Annotated in this window: 11 protein-coding genes and 3 tRNA genes; 13 read left to right on the top strand and 1 reads right to left on the bottom strand. The window is 45.8% G+C overall.

Annotated elements, in window-relative coordinates:
• Window positions 1-40: 40 nt before the first annotated feature.
• A complete protein-coding gene (locus JMY01_RS11430) occupies window positions 41-760 on the bottom strand; it encodes a DUF4442 domain-containing protein (RefSeq protein ID WP_201575887.1) in 720 nt (239 codons plus the stop codon).
• Window positions 761-953: 193 nt separating this feature from the next.
• Between JMY01_RS11430 and JMY01_RS11425 the strand changes: the two genes are divergently transcribed.
• The 13 genes from JMY01_RS11425 (at window position 954) to JMY01_RS11365 (ending at window position 15,367) form a co-directional block, all read left to right on the top strand.
• Complete coding sequence (locus tag JMY01_RS11425) at window positions 954-2,459, top strand: McrB family protein (protein ID WP_201575884.1); 1,506 nt, start codon at window positions 954-956, stop codon at window positions 2,457-2,459.
• 5 nt (window positions 2,460-2,464) lie between these two features.
• A complete protein-coding gene (locus JMY01_RS11420) occupies window positions 2,465-4,063 on the top strand; it encodes an McrC family protein (RefSeq protein WP_201575880.1) in 1,599 nt (532 codons plus the stop codon).
• Window positions 4,064-4,287: 224 nt separating this feature from the next.
• Window positions 4,288-4,364, top strand: a tRNA-Pro gene (locus tag JMY01_RS11415).
• 93 nt (window positions 4,365-4,457) lie between these two features.
• Window positions 4,458-4,534, top strand: a tRNA-Arg gene (locus JMY01_RS11410).
• Window positions 4,535-4,574: 40 nt separating this feature from the next.
• Window positions 4,575-4,650: transfer RNA gene (locus tag JMY01_RS11405), tRNA-His, on the top strand.
• Window positions 4,651-5,053: 403 nt separating this feature from the next.
• Window positions 5,054-6,010, top strand: a complete 957-nt coding sequence (locus tag JMY01_RS11400) for a hypothetical protein (protein ID WP_201575877.1) — start codon at window positions 5,054-5,056, stop codon at window positions 6,008-6,010.
• A 129-nt stretch (window positions 6,011-6,139) separates the two neighbouring features.
• Window positions 6,140-7,342, top strand: coding sequence for a type II secretion system inner membrane protein GspF (gene gspF, locus JMY01_RS11395; protein ID WP_201575875.1), 1,203 nt, complete (start codon window positions 6,140-6,142; stop codon window positions 7,340-7,342).
• A gap of 405 nt (window positions 7,343-7,747) precedes the next feature.
• The gene (gspG, locus tag JMY01_RS11390; RefSeq protein WP_201577577.1) at window positions 7,748-8,194 is read left to right on the top strand and encodes a type II secretion system major pseudopilin GspG; all 447 of its coding nucleotides are present in this window, start codon (window positions 7,748-7,750) and stop codon (window positions 8,192-8,194) included.
• Between the two features lie 155 nt (window positions 8,195-8,349).
• Window positions 8,350-8,889, top strand: a complete 540-nt coding sequence (locus JMY01_RS11385) for a protein-disulfide reductase DsbD domain-containing protein (RefSeq protein WP_201575873.1) — start codon at window positions 8,350-8,352, stop codon at window positions 8,887-8,889.
• 129 nt (window positions 8,890-9,018) lie between these two features.
• Window positions 9,019-11,133 carry a protein-disulfide reductase DsbD domain-containing protein gene (locus tag JMY01_RS11380; RefSeq protein ID WP_201575871.1) on the top strand — a complete coding sequence of 705 codons (2,115 nt, stop codon included), beginning with the start codon at window positions 9,019-9,021 and terminating at the stop codon, window positions 11,131-11,133.
• A gap of 494 nt (window positions 11,134-11,627) precedes the next feature.
• Complete coding sequence (locus JMY01_RS11375; protein ID WP_201575869.1) at window positions 11,628-12,935, top strand: RNA-guided endonuclease TnpB family protein; 1,308 nt, start codon at window positions 11,628-11,630, stop codon at window positions 12,933-12,935.
• Window positions 12,936-13,088: 153 nt separating this feature from the next.
• Entirely contained in the window at window positions 13,089-14,537 is a 1,449-nt protein-coding gene (locus JMY01_RS11370; protein ID WP_201575867.1) for a phospholipase A, read from the top strand.
• A gap of 20 nt (window positions 14,538-14,557) precedes the next feature.
• Window positions 14,558-15,367 (top strand): ComF family protein, encoded by an 810-nt coding sequence (locus tag JMY01_RS11365; RefSeq protein ID WP_227677888.1) that lies wholly within the window; start codon window positions 14,558-14,560, stop codon window positions 15,365-15,367.
• The last annotated feature ends 273 nt before the right edge of the window (window positions 15,368-15,640 follow it).

The following is a 15,640-nucleotide window of genomic DNA, read 5'->3' as shown; positions in this document are numbered from 1 at the left end:
TCGTTTGTTGTTCAGTATAGCCAATCCACTATAGTGGTGTTTAAGTCGCTGATTGGTCATTTTGCTCAGCTTGAATGATGTTTTCCTCTACAGGTTTGTCCTGAGACTTTCCTTGACGGCGTGCTTCTAGTTCAGACTTAGGCACCCACGCCCATGTCATCTCAACGGTAATAGGGTCGCGCTCACTATCAGACTCACGATCATTGATGACACACGGGATGACCATCTCACCTTTGGGCTGGTTCAAGATATCTAAGCGCTGCTCATCACTCAAAGTAGCAATGGCAGCAACCTGACCCTTCCTAAGAGGACGATAAAAATTCACTGAGTAAGATTTGATCAATAACACACGGTCAGAAGGTAGGTTTAACCCTAAAATAAAGCCTGTGGCCGTTTCGGCAAGTAGCGTCACCGCGACTGCGTGGATTGAGCCGATATGGTTTTGTACCGCTTTATTATTGTTTAGACTGACCACGACCTGATTGGGATCGACCGTTTCGTAATAGATGCCTGTGGTGCCCACATAAGGAACGACTTTGCCAAAAGCCTTAGATAAAATACTTGAGCGCGCGCCGGCAGGTAAATATTTGGTGACGGCCAGCAGCTTAGAAAACTGATTGTTGATCGGTTTGAGGCTGCTTTTTGGCGCGTCATTTTGAGGGCTAAGCGCATCAGAGATCTTTTCTGGTAGGTTGACTGGCAACTCAGTCGGTATCTTCGCTGATAGCTTACCGGGTAATTTATTTAGTAATCCTGACATAAAAGTTCCTCAAATTAACCTAATGGGACAGTAGTTAAGCAGCATGCTATAAGTATTAGCAAGCAATAGCACACTTGGCTATGTTAGCATTAACCCGCATACGCCTGTCATTATTAACTTAAACTACCACGCTCAAAAAGTGCAATATAGCGCGTGCAAAATACAACAGATCTTATAAATGCTGAGTTCATCCATGAGTGGTTCGTCCATTAACAGTCTAAATATTAACAGTGTAAACAGTAGCAATCAAAACACTACCCAGCCAACCAACATCATTTATACAGGTGTGGCTGGTACGGGAAAGACATATCGACTGCTACAGCTTGCGAAGGAGTACACTCATCAGCTATCAGCAACGGATAGTCATGAGCTGCTAGCACAGCTGTTACATGACCTGAGCTGGCGAGAAGTGGTGTGTTTGGTGTTTTTAGATTTAAAAGCCCAGCAGCAAGACTTGGTCAAGGTACCTGAGATTGTCGCCCATGAGTTCTTTATCACTAAGGCTGCCCAAAATGAGCGCGATAAAAACTTAAGCAACACCGCATGGTCAGTGCTGCAAACGCACAGTCCAGCCAGCTCACAAACAGTTATGTATAAAAATCGCTCAGCGCAACCTTACTTTGATAAAGACAATAGTGGTGCGTGGTATTTGCTAAAGGCAAGCATTCCACTGCTAGACAGTTTGGCTCAGCAGCTAGCGGAGTTTCGGCAGGCGCAGCAAGACCATCAGCCTATTATCAATCAGCGCTATAGTATGGTCAGCTTTCATCAGGCCTACGGCTATGAAGAGTTTGTCGAAGGCATTCGTCCAGTGATGAGCGCCAATCAAAAAAGTGGGCAGGGCAGTCAGATGCACTATGATATTCAAGATGGTGCGTTTTTACGTCTCTGCCAACGTGCGGCTAAAGATCCTGAGCATCGTTATGCCATGCTGATTGATGAAATTAACCGCGCTAATGTGTCGCGAGTATTTGGGGAATTGCTGAGCTTGATTGAGCCTGATAAGCGCGCAGGGCAAGCGCATGCCATGCAAGTAAACTTGGCGTATTCTGGACGTGCTTTCAGTGTGCCATCCAACGTAGATATCTATGCCACTATGAATACTCAAGATCACTCGCTAGCGCCGCTAGATATGGCGCTCCGTCGGCGTTTCCGCTTTATCGATTGTCCGCCACAGCCTGAGCTGCTTCCTATTATCCAGACCTCTGATAACGTATCGATAAGCTCAGATGGCTCAGATAAATCGGACATGAATGAGACGACAGAGACTATTGATCTAGCAAAAGTGCTCTCTGGCCTAAATCATCGTATCAGTCAGACCTTAGGGCAGGATGCACAATTGGGTCACGCCTTTTTATTGTCGGTAACGAGTCTAGAGCAGCTACAAAGCGTCTTGAGCGAGCAAATCATTCCGCAGTTGGCACAAGCAGCAGGTGGGCAGGTGGCGCTATTACAGTATTTGTTTAATGATGAACAGCAGCCAACTGCCACACAGTTTATTCACGACGATCAGGCTGCGGGACAGCAGCAGTCAGACATTGCTCAAGCTCATCATGATGTGAGTCATAGCTCACTGTTTGCCAGTCACAATGCGTTTTCAGGTTCAACGCTGCACATGGGTAGCTATCGTATCAACCCAGACCTCATCACAAAAACGGGTGAATTTATCCATGCTACTGTCTATCAGCACCTGTATTGATACTTATGATTACTAAAAAATATGGCGCAGTCGCTGCTCAGAGTACTAATGACGCTAATGGCATTGGTTTAAAGGCATCTCATATATCTATTATGAGCGTGTTTGAACATCAGCGTTTAAGCGTACAGAACTTTGCTCGGAGGTCAGATTTTGACTGGCTGTTGGCGCAAGAGTTTGCGGTATTCACCATCAAACGCCAACATGGACAATGGCAACTAAAAGTCGGTCATTACATTGGCGTCATCATGCTACCAAGTGGCATCACGCTTGAGATATTGCCAAAACTTGTCGCTGGAATGTCTAATCGCGGAATGTCTAACACTAGAACATCTAACCATAGTCATGCACAACAAGAGAAAGACATATTACGTACCCGTCAATGGGTGCAGCAGATGTTGACTGACTTAACGGCGACAGCACACAACAGCAAGCTGCCTCACACGAAAAACTTAGGTCAGCTCAGTCCGCACCTCGCTCTACTAGCAACACAAACGCCGCCCTTATCACAGTGGTTTGTCACGCAGTTTTTGCAGTTGCTGTCTGGTTATCAGCCGACGACAGAGTATCAAACGCAGAGACGCAATCAATCTATGCTACAGGGTAAGCTGCTAATCAAAGAGCAGTTGCGACGTAACAGCCACCAGCCGCACAAGTTTGTCAGTGAGATCAGTCAGCTCAGCCAAGACACGCTAGCCAATCGCTTGATCAAAAGTGCGCTGCTATTGGTTCAGCAGTTGGCAGGTTCGCAGTATGGATATGGGGTGCAGTCAGCGTTATGGTCTGTCGCAGTGATGCCATGGCGACAGGTTGTCGCGTTTAGCCAGTATGAGCTCAAGCAGCTTGAAGCACTATACTTAACGGCGAAGCGGCAGCTAGACAGTCAGCCACTGGCAAGGCCACAGCGGCACTCAGCGCATCAGCTACTGGACTTGGCTTATTGGTTATTACAGGTACAGCAATCAAGCAATGCTACTGGAAGTAGCATTAATAAGCAGCAACCGCCAGAATTTGCTACGCGCAATCACTCACCGTTACGCTTGTGTTTATTGATCAATATGAACCAAGCGTTTGAGCAGTGGGCAACTCAGCGCGTCGCCGCATTGTTCGCGCAGGTGCTGGTAGACGGCAAACCGCGTTATCAAACCTTTTGTCAGTCAAGAGAGGTTTGGCTCAGTGATGAGTCAGGGCAGGCTTGTTTGTCTATGCAGCCAGATTTACTGGTTTATGACACCGCTGCTAGTAGCGATATAGTAGATACTGGCGATATTGTTAATCATAAAACCTATAATCATAAAACCCCTATACACAGGGCTGCAGGGAAGCATCATTGTAGCCATGTGATTGATATCAAATGGAAGCATTTGTCACATTCACGTGATATCAGTGCCAGTGACGCCTATCAGCTGACCAGCTATGCGCAGGCCTATCAAGCCCAGCAAGTATGGCTGGTCTACCCAGTAACCGATAGCACGCGCCAAGCGGTGGCGCTGCGGCAGCCGCTGCAGTCTGAGCTGTCAAATCATGCAACGCTGTGGTTGATGCCCTTTAATGTCCTAACCGGTACGCTTAACAGTGACTTGCCTAAAGATTTTAATAGAGTATAATAGCGGCAATAAGGAAACAGATAGAAAGTACTTGTAGCAAAAAACACTCGTTATAGGCGCTTTTTATTAGAAAACAGCAGTTTTGTTAAATAGTTTGAAAATAGATGTTGACACAACTGACTTTACCCCTTATTATGTGCACCTCGATAGCGAGGAACATTAACCAGTTAGCGGCATTGCCAATAATCAGTTAATAAATCAAGCTATCGTGATAATAGAAATATCGGAGTGTGGCGCAGTTTGGTAGCGCATCTGGTTTGGGACCAGAGGGTCGTAGGTTCGAATCCTATCACTCCGACCATCTATTTTAAGAGCCTTACAGGCTTTTTTTTATGTATGATGGTTTGGTTTCTGATATTATTAACTCACCAGAATACGTAGAAGTCCTCTAAGAGCGCCTGTAGCTCAGCTGGATAGAGCATCTCCCTTCTAAGGAGGTGGCCGCAGGTTCGAATCCTGCCAGGCGCACCATTTAGCCTGCAAATCTTGCCTACTCTTGGCAATAGTTATGGCGGTTGTAGCTCAGTTGGTAGAGCCCCGGGTTGTGATCTCGGTTGTCGTGGGTTCGAGTCCCATCAGTCGCCCCAATTTTTATTCTCACTCCTCTATTTATATCCTCTTGTTTGTATTTATACTGATTGCCCTCGTTGGCATTTTTTTTTGTCTAAATTTTGTCCAAGATCGCAAAAAGGCTTTATAGGTCTTATTTGCCGAATCTATTAAGGCGTGTCCTCATTTTTAACCCATTTAGATATTATCGTTCAGATTGAGGACACGCCCTAGTATACCTCTCTTATCTTATGCGTTGTTGCATCCGTCTAGTCATGTCTGATAACTATAGTAAAGCTGACAACTTAGCAGTGTTCAGGTACTATATAACTGTGTACTGTCTTAGCGCAGGCGTTTAAGTAATAATGCCTTTGGTTCAATTACTTAACAGGCTTAATAGCGACTAGGATGGCTTTTATTCCTTGCTGATGATGGTACGTTATGACCCAACCGACTTTTGAACACAGCTTAGCTTCTGTAAATATAGACAGTGATCAAGCCGATCAGCGAAACCAATCTATGCCGCTGAGCAAAGCGGAGTTACTCGCTCTCTTTACCATGCCATCTGATGCGACATTGAGTCACACAGATCAAGCACAAGAGACAGTAGAGTCTAGCGTTGCTGAGCAGCGTTTGGCGCTGTATCACGAACAGCATGAGCGTACGCGGCTGCTGTATCTAGCGCCAGCAAGTACTCGCCCGACCTATCTGGTACAGACACTAAAAACCCAGTTTGCAGAGTATCAGCAGTACAAGCTGGCACAGCAGCTGGATAAGCGTGGTTTGCTGGATGTTGATGCACTTGAGAGATTATGGCAACAGCTGCACGTGGTCGACGACATTATCGCTGATATTGTGCGTCATATGCCCGCTCAAAAGCCGGCAGGATGGCAACTGACTGCCCAAGATGGTCACAATCCATTGCGTATTGCGACTATAGGTAAATTAAGGCACCTGAGGCCCATCAGTGATCAAGCCAGCTTAAATAGCTATGTGCTCGGGCATTTTGGGGTCAGTAGCTTTACTTATGATCGTGCCTATTATATTGGTCATGTGATTGGTTACTTATTCAGCTGCTACTTCTGCGCCCATCTGTCCATTAGCTACGGCGTCACAGCACTGGGTGACAATGTCGTTGAAGGCTACGATTATGCGAGCCTCGAAACCCCCTATATGGTGCGTTTATTGCAAGGTCTTGATGGCTATTCTAAAAAGCGTGTCTATCAGTTGGCAGTGATTTGTGCGCGGCTCAGTGTCTATGCGTCTGATAAGCGCATTGAAAAAATGCTCATCGCTGAAGTCAATGATTTCGATAAAAAGCTACAGCAGCAGCATTTAGATGTCTTACTACTGCAAGGCATGATGCCTGAGAGTAACGACTCTACGCCTTTGTTTTAGAAAGGCTGCTTTAACTATAATGGTTTTAAATACAGCTGTTTTAAGCATAAGAGTGTAAACATATCGCTTTTTACTTATCATTCAAAAACGCTTTGCCTCTTAACCTGCCGCCTTAGGATATTTTTTGCCATGCCTGCTTATCATTATAAAGCGCTTGATGATCAAGGCGCTGTCCGTAAGGGGCTATTAGAAGGCGACTCTGCACGGCAAGTACGTCAACAGCTGCGTGATAAGCAGTGGACGCCGGTAGAGATCAGTGCAGTCAACAGTCAGCAAGGTCGGCAGCGTAACCGTTACAAAAAGCCTTCCGCTTATGAGCTGGCGCTACTTACCCGTCAGCTTTCTGTGTTGCTCGCCGCAGGCATTCCGCTTGAGGAAGCGCTCGCCGCTGTTGCCAAGCAATCTCCCAAGACCCATATCAAATCTCTGATGTTAGCAGTGCGCTCGCATGTGCTTGAAGGCTTAAGTCTAGCGCGCTCCTTACAGCAAGCAGCCAGTTTTCCGCCACTATATATCGCCACCATTGCCGCTGGTGAAAAGTCAGGCCATCTGGATTTGATTCTCAATCAGCTAGCAGATTACACCGAAAACCGCTTTGCACTGCAAAAGAAGATCCAAGGTGCGATGGTCTATCCCATTGTACTGATGGTGATGGCGTTTGCCGTCATTATGGGGCTCATGAGCTTTGTAGTGCCCAAAATCGTTAAGGTATTTGAGCAATCAGAGCAGGCGCTGCCGCTGATTACGCAAGTGGTATTGGCCATATCTAACGCAATCACCGAGTGGTGGTGGCTTATGTTACTGATAATGGCAGGCGTGGCGTTTTTATTTTACCGTTTTGCACAGACGCAGGCAGGCAAGCTGGCTATCGATAGTGTGGTGCTCAAGCTACCGATACTGGCACGGTTGTCCAAGGGTCTGAATGCTGCCCGCTTTGCCAGTACTCTTGCGATATTGGTGCGCTCAGGTGTGCCGCTGATTGAGGCGTTGCATATCGGCGCGGCGGTCACCACCAATCTACATATTCAAAAAACCATTACCGATGCAGCCGATAGAGTCACCGAAGGGGCGAGTCTCTCAAGTCAGCTAGAAAAATCCTCCTACTTCCCACCGATGATGGTGCAGATGATCAAAAGTGGCGAGAACTCAGGGGAGCTTGAAAGCATGCTAAGCCGTGCAGCCAATATGCAAGAAGCTGAAGCGACTAACTTCATCAGCACTTTACTGTCGTTACTAGAGCCTTTGATGTTGGTGTTGATGGGCGTAGTGGTGATGATCATTGTGATGGCAGTCATGCTACCTATCGTCAATATGAATGATTTGGCGGGTTAGGATAAATTTAAACCCACTCATCTAACGAGACCTTGTCCAAGGTTTCGCAAGTCTTGCCTATTGTTATAACTTAATAGCAATCGATGTCATTATATGAATGAGTAAGTTATAGTGGCTTTCAGATAAAGCACTGGGTTTGGTATAGCGACTGTGCTGTCATCATCTAATGGAAAGCGCTGCGTTATCTGCCATGCTAAATAAACGTCAGTGACCTGTAGAATCTGTGTCTGCTGGTAGATAAATAGAATATCATGGTCTATAGTGATATTTATTTACCATTTGAGCTATTGGCTCATTTAGTATTCACCTATAAAGGCGAAGATAATAGTGATGACCATGAAAAACCGATATCAAACACATGCCAGTAATCAATACATTATGAAAGAAAATCTACTAAGCCAAGACATGAATGAGCACAATAGCTTGAAAGACAAAAAATCTAGTCAGTCAGGATTTACCCTTATTGAAATCATGGTAGTGATTGTTATTTTGGCTATTCTTGCAGGCTTGGTGGTGCCCAAAGTCGTCGGACAAAGTGACAAAGCTCGAGTCAAAACGACAGAGACAGCATTGGCTACTGTGTCCAACGCTTTGGATATGTATAAGGTAGACAACTCCCGCTATCCGACAACGGCGCAAGGCTTAGACGCCCTGACCACGCCGCCCGCCGATGCCAAGAACTATCCAGAAGGTGGCTATATCAAAGGTGGCTATCCGACTGATGGCTGGGAAAACGAGCTGCAGTATGTTGCGCCTGGTAGTGAGGGCAAGCCGTACGACTTATTTTCTTTGGGCGCAGATGGGCAACAAGGCGGTGAAGGGCAAGACGCTGATATTTATGCTCAACTATAGCGAGCTTAGGTGGCACAGCACTTAATAACTTACTGCTAACAATCAATCAATAAAAGGTTATTGGTTGATTTTTTATTATGCTCTGATTTGTACGCTCTGGTTTTTTATGCTTTAACTTTTTTACGCTTTAATGATGAAAATGAAAGGTCGCTTCTATGTTGATCAAATCTCTAATCACCAACCCCACTTTAGCCGGCAAATCCACTGCCAAGCCTTTATTATTGGCTTTATTTTTCGCCAGTGCTACGTTGAGTGCTATCCCTAGCCATGCCGCTGGATTGGGCGACTTATTTGGCAGTAGTGCTAATAAATCTAAGTTTTTGCCTGTCGATGAGGCTTTTCAAGTCAACACCAGTACCAAAGCCACTGCTAAAGGAACGCAATTAACCATCAAGTTTGATATCACTCCTGAGCACTATGTCTACAAAGACAAGCTGACCGCGACCTTTCCTAAAGGGATAAGTGCCACGCCATTTACTTTTAATCAGGCGCCCGTGTCAATTGATGATCCTACCTTTGGGCGCGTGCCAGTATTCACCCAAAAAAGCGTGCTAGCAACCACTACTTTGACCACCAATAATGGCAAAGGTGCCAAAAATGCCCCCGTCGTTATCGGCTGGCAAGGCTGCGCCAAGGCTGGACTGTGCTATCCGCCAGAAAAAATCAAAACTAAGGTCAATATTGCTAAGCCATAAGTAGTTGAATAAGCAGTGTTCAGCGCTGCGCATCAATCCGCTCAAGTATTAGTCATAAAAAGTTATACCATCTTTAAAAGTCAATCGTACTTTTTGGGTTTGGTACTAGCAATAAAAAGGTAGCTCTTCATGTCTAACATGACGTCAAAAAAAAACCCTAATAAAAAGTCTTCTATATGGGCCTTAGCTTTGGTCAGTACCTCATTAATGCTAGGACTGACAACGACTGCTACGACCGCCCAAGCAGTCAGTTTGGGAGATTTGTTTGGCAATAACCAAAGCAGCGCCCAGAAGTTTTTGCCAGTGGGCGAGGCCTTTCAGGTCGGTCACACCACTCAGTCGACGGCTGAGGGCACACGCTTAGCGATCAATTTTGATATTACCCCAGAGCATTATGTTTACAAAGACAAGATAATGCTGAGCTTACCCGATGGTGTGAGTGCTGCGCCCTTCGCTTTTAGTCAGACTGCGGTGACTATCGATGATCCCACCTTTGGGCAAGTGCCTGTGTTTGATCAAACCAATGTAGTAGCAACCACCACCCTGACAAGCGCCAGTGGCAAGGCAATAGAGAATGCTGCGCTGACCATCGGTTGGCAGGGCTGTGCCAAAGCAGGGCTGTGCTACCCTCCTGAAAAGATTAAAACCACTATTAGCGTGGCAGCGCCTTCTAAAGCTTCTGCGGCCAATTCGTCTGCAACTGCCGCGACGTCAACATCTACGCAATCACAAGCACTGCAAGAGGCCAGCGCTAATGATGACGCTAACAATGAGGTTATCGGTGACGATGGGTTAGAGCGTGCTGCTGTAGATAATGACGTCATGGATAGTGATGTCATAGATTACGATGCGCTAGAGGGTGACGCAACGGCGACCAATAGCATCTCTGGGGCAGATGCTACTACTGATGACGCTGTCGTTAATAGCAATAATAGTGGTGCCACAGATGGTAGCAGTGGTTTGGTCGATGGTGATCCGTTCGGCTTAGCCTCGCATCCTTGGCTAGCGCTAGGCCTGCTGTTTTTAGCGGGTCTGGGTTTGGCATTGACCCCCTGTGTCTTGCCAATGTTGCCCATCGTTGCCAATATCGTGGCGCGTCAGCAGAATCCAACCGTCAAAAAAGGCGTCATCTTGACCACTAGCTATGCCATCGGTGTGGCGACTGCTTACGGTATGCTCGGTGCTTTGATTGCCGTATTTGGTGAGTCATTGGGTATCATTGGTTGGTTACAGAACCCAATTATTCTTATTAGCTTTGCCATTGTTTTTGTCTTATTAGCCTTGTATATGTTGGGTGTGTTTACGATTCGTCTGCCCCATGCGATGAGTAGCAAAATGCAAGGCCTGAGTCAGGCGGGTGATAGTAAGCTTGGTAGTACTGGCGGTAGCTTGGTGGCTGGATTCTTATCAGCACTGGTCGTGTCGCCTTGTGTGTCCGCGCCATTATTTGGTGCGCTGCTTGCAGTCTCTACTATTGGTAGCCCGCTGCTTGGTTTTGCCGCGCTGTTTATGCTTGGGTTTGGTTTATCAGTGCCACTTATCATCATCGGTGCGACCCAAGGCAAGATTATGCCCAAGGCTGGCGAGTGGATGAACTGGGTGAAGCTAGGCTTTGCGCTGTTACTGTTTGCAGTGGCGCTACTACTGGTTGAGCGGGTATTTATCTCTCCTGTGATGCTGCTGGTATGGGCACTGTGGTTTATGGTCGTTGCAACATGGGCCTGGAGCTGGCTCGGTAAAGGTCGAATGCTGACCCAAGCGCTTGCGCTGGTCGCAGGTATTTGGGCAGCTATGTTGATTGTCGGCGCGGCACTGGGCAATGATGATAGCTTACATCCACTAGCGTCACTGAGCGCCGCTCCGATGATGATGCAATCAGCTGATGGTCAGGCGCTGGGCAATAGTAGTGCCTCAGATGAGTATATCACCACGCTTGCCGAGCTAGATGCTATCGTCGCTGACAACCCCAAAGTCATTGTTGATTTGACCGCTGACTGGTGCGTTGAGTGCCGTATCATGGATAAGAATCTTTTTCACAATCGTCCAGCGCAGATGCAAGGGTGGCAGTTGGTGAGACTTGATATTACGGACACCACTGAGGACTCTAAAGCGGTCTTATCACGCTATAAGTTATTTGGCCCGCCAGCATTGATGTATTATCAAGATGGTCAGCTGGTGAATCAGCAAGTGGGTGAGATTGGTCGCTCAGAGTTTGAGCAGACCTTGACGGCGCTCAATCAATAACGCAGAGCGCGTAACTCTTCATCCTGTACATATAACGTCTTATTGTGTCTCAGATCCAGCGTATTGCTAAGAGCAGTGCGCTGGATTTTTTGTTAAAGATGAATAGGTTAGTAGCTGCGGATGGCGCTATCAATAACATTGTTAGCGGGCTGAACTGATAAATATTTTTGGCAATTAAAGCTTGTATATAATGTTGATAACGCTAGTATAATGTCCGTATTTTCATTACAATAACGCAACAATGCTAAGGCGAGCACTAACAAGTGCGTGCTGAGTTTTATGCTTTAGAGAGCTCTATTTTTAGATTGCTGATACGATAGCCATATTGGCTGCTGTTTTTCCTACTATCTAAGAGCGAAAGAGGACTCCATCCGACATTAGGGTAGAGGTGAATTTCGCCTAGTCGTTATTATATGTTCATACAAACTATCTACTAAAACAAGCTATAATAAGATTTAGATTTTGTATTGCATCAAAGAAAAAGAATAGGTGTTATGAAAATCAACAAAGCGTATAAATTTAGGCTTGAGCCTAATGCAGAGCAAGAGGTTGTCTTGAACAATCTTGTCGGCTCTGCCCGTTTTGTTTGGAATCAAATACTGGCTGTCTCATTTGAGATGTTTGCCAAAAACGAGTTTATCAACGCCACCAACCTCGTTAATAAAATCATGGATTTAAAGAACAATCCTGACTTTGCGTTCTTGAAAATTCACGCCAATGCCGTGTCTTTACAACAAAAGGTTCGTGATCTAGCATCCGCGTGGTCACGATTTTTTGACCCTAAAGTACATGCCAGACTCAAAGAAAATAAAAAGAAACCTAAAAAGCCCAAATTCTTTAAGCTAAGCGATGGCACAGAGATTCAACTACGACCACTAATGCCACGTTTTAAGCGCAAGTCAGATGGGCGTGACTCAATTCGCTTGGTTCAGTTTGATAAGTACTGCCGCATTGAGGGCAATCGCGTCAAGCTGCCTAATGGTATTGGTTTGGTGAAGTTTAGAAAGTCACAAGACATCATCGGCACCATCAAAAACGTCACCATTAGCAAGAAATCAGGGCACTGGTACGTGTCGTTTGGTACTGAGCGTGAGCTAGAACAAAACCCGACTCATCCCTCTAAAAGCGCCATCGGCATTGATTTAGGTGTCACCAAACTCATTACCACCTCAGACGGTGAAACCATCCAACCCAAAAACAGCTTTAAAGCCAACCAGGTCAAACTTGCCAAGTTGCAACGCGGATTGGCAAAGAAAGTAAAATTCAGTGAAAACTGGAAGAAGCAAAACCATAAGATTCAAAAACTTCACCATCACATCGCCAATATTCGCCATGACCACTTGCATAAAATCACCACCAGCATCAGCAAAAACCACGCCATGATTGCTTGTGAGGATTTAAAAGTCGCCAATATGTCGAAATCAGCAAGCGGGACGATGGATAATAAAGGTCGTCATGTCAAAGCCAAGTCAGGATTGAACAAATCCATCCTAGATCAAGGTTGGGGCATGATGATTGATATGCTTGAATATAAACAACACTGGCAAGGCGGATTACTTATCAAAGTAAATCCGCACTACACCAGTCAAACCTGTTTTCAGTGCAAGCACGCCACTAAAGAGAATAGACAAACTCAAACAAAGTTTGAGTGCGTCAAATGCGGTTATATTACGAACGCAGATGTGAATGCGGCTCGTAATATATTAGCGGCAGGACATGCCGTTTTGTCTGTGGAGGGAGGATGCGGTAAAGGTCGCCCGGTGAAACAGAAAACATGTGACATTCGTGAGAAAGTTGCCTAAGAGCTTATGCTTTTAGAATCCCCCACTTGAGCTTGGCGAAAGTGGTGGGAGTATGTCAAGTTCTACTCTTACGATTAATTAATGCGCTTCATTATTAAGATAGCTCTTTCAGATAATCTACTGGCCATATTGCCAGTAAGATAAAGGATTTTTATGTTTGCTCACAATATCTCACCGCGTCAGGCAAATTGCCCAAGTACGACTGCTAATACTGATCAAGATACAGCATCTCAAGTCTGCAAGACTTATCTCAGCATCGCTGTCGGTGTAGCGTTGGCTTGTTTTAGCATTCAAGGACATGCAGCCAGCAATGGTCAGGTCTATAACGAGCTACCTATGGAAGGTGTATCAATAGAGCAGACTTATAGGTCCTCACAAGGGGCTGTTTTGCGCTTAGAAGATCCTATGGCGACTACTGATAATATGGAATGGCTAAGTGAGGAGTTCATATCCCAGCAGACCAATCTATTTTTAGAGTGCACGCAAGTACAAACTAGTGCGGCGCGTTTGGCTTGTTACGATAAGGTGGCCGATCAAGGCAAAACACCAAGCTTTACTATGAACAAACAGCCTGTAGACCTAGCAAGGACTATCAAGAAAACGATATCAGGTAACCCGCAGTTCGTACTCGCAGGGCAGGATGCCGAAGAGGGTGAGACGACTGAACAACTTGCCGAACAGACAGCATCCAATGAGCGCCTAGATACCATCGGACTGACCAAAAGAGAAGCGCAAGTCTTAAAGGATGTGGGCGTCACGCAAACAGATATCGAAAGATACACTCCACTCAGCATGGCTTATGATCTCGATCAAAACGGCGAACGTGGTACCTGGACAGCCAGGCCACACAATCCTAACTATGTATTGCCTCTGTTCTATAGCTTCGATCCCAATCTTAGCCCAACTTCAAGTAGCGAAGAAGTAGAGAGAAGAGAATACACCCCTAATGAGATACGCAATACAGAGCTAAAGTTCCAGTTGTCTCTAAAAACCAAAGTCGCCGAGGACTTGTTCAATACCAGATCTGATCTGTGGTTTGGTTATACTCAGCAAGCGCACTGGCAAGTCTATAACGAAGACAACTCAAGACCGTTTCGCGCGACTGACTATCAACCGGAGATTTTCTTGACTCAACCGGTCACCGCCGATCTGCCTTTTGGGGGACGTCTGCGTATGCTCGGAGTGGGGGCTGTGCATCATTCAAATGGTCGCTCTGACCCTATATCACGGTCATGGAATCGTGCTTATCTGATGGGCGGTGCTGAATGGGGTAAGCTCTCAGTCATACCGCGCCTTTGGACGCGAATAAAAAATGAAAGTTCTGATACGGACGATAACCCAGACATCACAGACTACATGGGTCATGGTGATTTGACTTTGTTGTATGATTTGCCCAAACAGCAGAGCATCAGTAGTACCTTACGCTATAATACTGAGACCAAAAAAGGCGCAGCACAGATTGACTACATCTACCCATTAACAAAGAATGTCAATGGCTATGTGCAACTGTTCCACGGTTATGGCGAATCCCTCATTGATTATAACCATGAGAATACGACTATCGGTGTTGGTATAGTGCTCAATGATTGGAAAGGGTTTTAATAAATCGATAAACATAACTGATGCAGCGCTTAGCACCATATCAAAGTGGCTTATGGCTGGCAGAGTATATTAATTTGCGCTGTCAGCTATGCCATGTCTATCGCAGCGCTCCGCAAGATCTAGCCTCTTGGCAATCAAATAACCTATCTCATACCCATAATAGTACTCAAGATTTTCTCAGTCGTTTGCATCATAGATTCAATAAAGGTCTGTTATGTTCACGCTGTCATGACAGCATAGCGTGGCGACCGACCCCTTTCACTGTCGATATCGCCGCTGGCACCTCATTGCCCATTCAAGCGGCTACCTATTACGATTATCCACTTCGGCAAGTCATTCGCGCCTTTAAGCATCATGAGGACATGACCAAGCTGCCACTTCTCGTGCATGTCATACGTCAGCTACCCAGACCAACAGGCTGCCATAGTGGCAACAGCGTCATCCTGCCTATGCCCACTACCGCAAACCGCTTGGTAAAGCGCGGATTTGATCCAGTGACTATCTTGTCGCTCTATCTCTCTAAGCACTGGCAAATACCGCTGTGGCACGGCGTCAAGCGCGTTGATGACACCATTAGCCAGCAAGGTCTATCACGAGCCGAGCGTCTCACCAATCTTGATAATGCCTTTGTGCTCAGTGAGCTGCCTCCAGTCAAGCGTATCTTGTTGTTTGATGATGTTGCGACGACGGGAGCCAGCTTACAGGCGCTAGCACGTACCTTATATCAGCAGTCTTCTCCTGCCTTTTTGACTGATCAAGACAGCACCACTCAACCCAAGCGTTATCACTTATCTGCCTACGCACTCGCGCATGGCAATATGGGCAAATGACCATACAGTTGTAGAGATTAGGTTTTTATTGCAATAATTATGTATACTTAATACTACAGATTTGTTTCCGTATGATTTATTGTGTTTGCTTTTGCGCATGACTCATGACTCTTTAATCAACGATCTGTCTGACGTACTCGTATTTGGCATAAATAACATTTCAGTATGCGAATATACTGGAACAAATCTTGCATGGTAAAGAGTGATAAGTAATAAACAGGCAAAGTCGTTTTAAATAGATTTGTCAGTATTGATAAAGATATAAAAGGTAGT

This window comes from Psychrobacter sp. H8-1, assembly GCF_904846575.1.
In the GTDB taxonomy this organism is placed as follows: domain Bacteria; phylum Pseudomonadota; class Gammaproteobacteria; order Pseudomonadales; family Moraxellaceae; genus Psychrobacter; species Psychrobacter fulvigenes.
This window is presented reverse-complemented; position numbering and strand designations above follow the sequence as displayed.

Coding starts and splice junctions, on each gene's coding strand:
- JMY01_RS11430 (WP_201575887.1), bottom strand. CDS start 760: ATGTCAGGATTACTAAATAAATTACCCGGTAAGCTATCAGCGAAGATA.
- gspF (WP_201575875.1), top strand. CDS start 6,140: ATGCCTGCTTATCATTATAAAGCGCTTGATGATCAAGGCGCTGTCCGT.
- JMY01_RS11385 (WP_201575873.1), top strand. CDS start 8,350: ATGTTGATCAAATCTCTAATCACCAACCCCACTTTAGCCGGCAAATCC.
- gspG (WP_201577577.1), top strand. CDS start 7,748: ATGAATGAGCACAATAGCTTGAAAGACAAAAAATCTAGTCAGTCAGGA.
- JMY01_RS11380 (WP_201575871.1), top strand. CDS start 9,019: ATGTCTAACATGACGTCAAAAAAAAACCCTAATAAAAAGTCTTCTATA.
- JMY01_RS11400 (WP_201575877.1), top strand. CDS start 5,054: ATGACCCAACCGACTTTTGAACACAGCTTAGCTTCTGTAAATATAGAC.
- JMY01_RS11365 (WP_227677888.1), top strand. CDS start 14,558: ATGCAGCGCTTAGCACCATATCAAAGTGGCTTATGGCTGGCAGAGTAT.
- JMY01_RS11375 (WP_201575869.1), top strand. CDS start 11,628: ATGAAAATCAACAAAGCGTATAAATTTAGGCTTGAGCCTAATGCAGAG.
- JMY01_RS11370 (WP_201575867.1), top strand. CDS start 13,089: ATGTTTGCTCACAATATCTCACCGCGTCAGGCAAATTGCCCAAGTACG.
- JMY01_RS11425 (WP_201575884.1), top strand. CDS start 954: ATGAGTGGTTCGTCCATTAACAGTCTAAATATTAACAGTGTAAACAGT.
- JMY01_RS11420 (WP_201575880.1), top strand. CDS start 2,465: ATGATTACTAAAAAATATGGCGCAGTCGCTGCTCAGAGTACTAATGAC.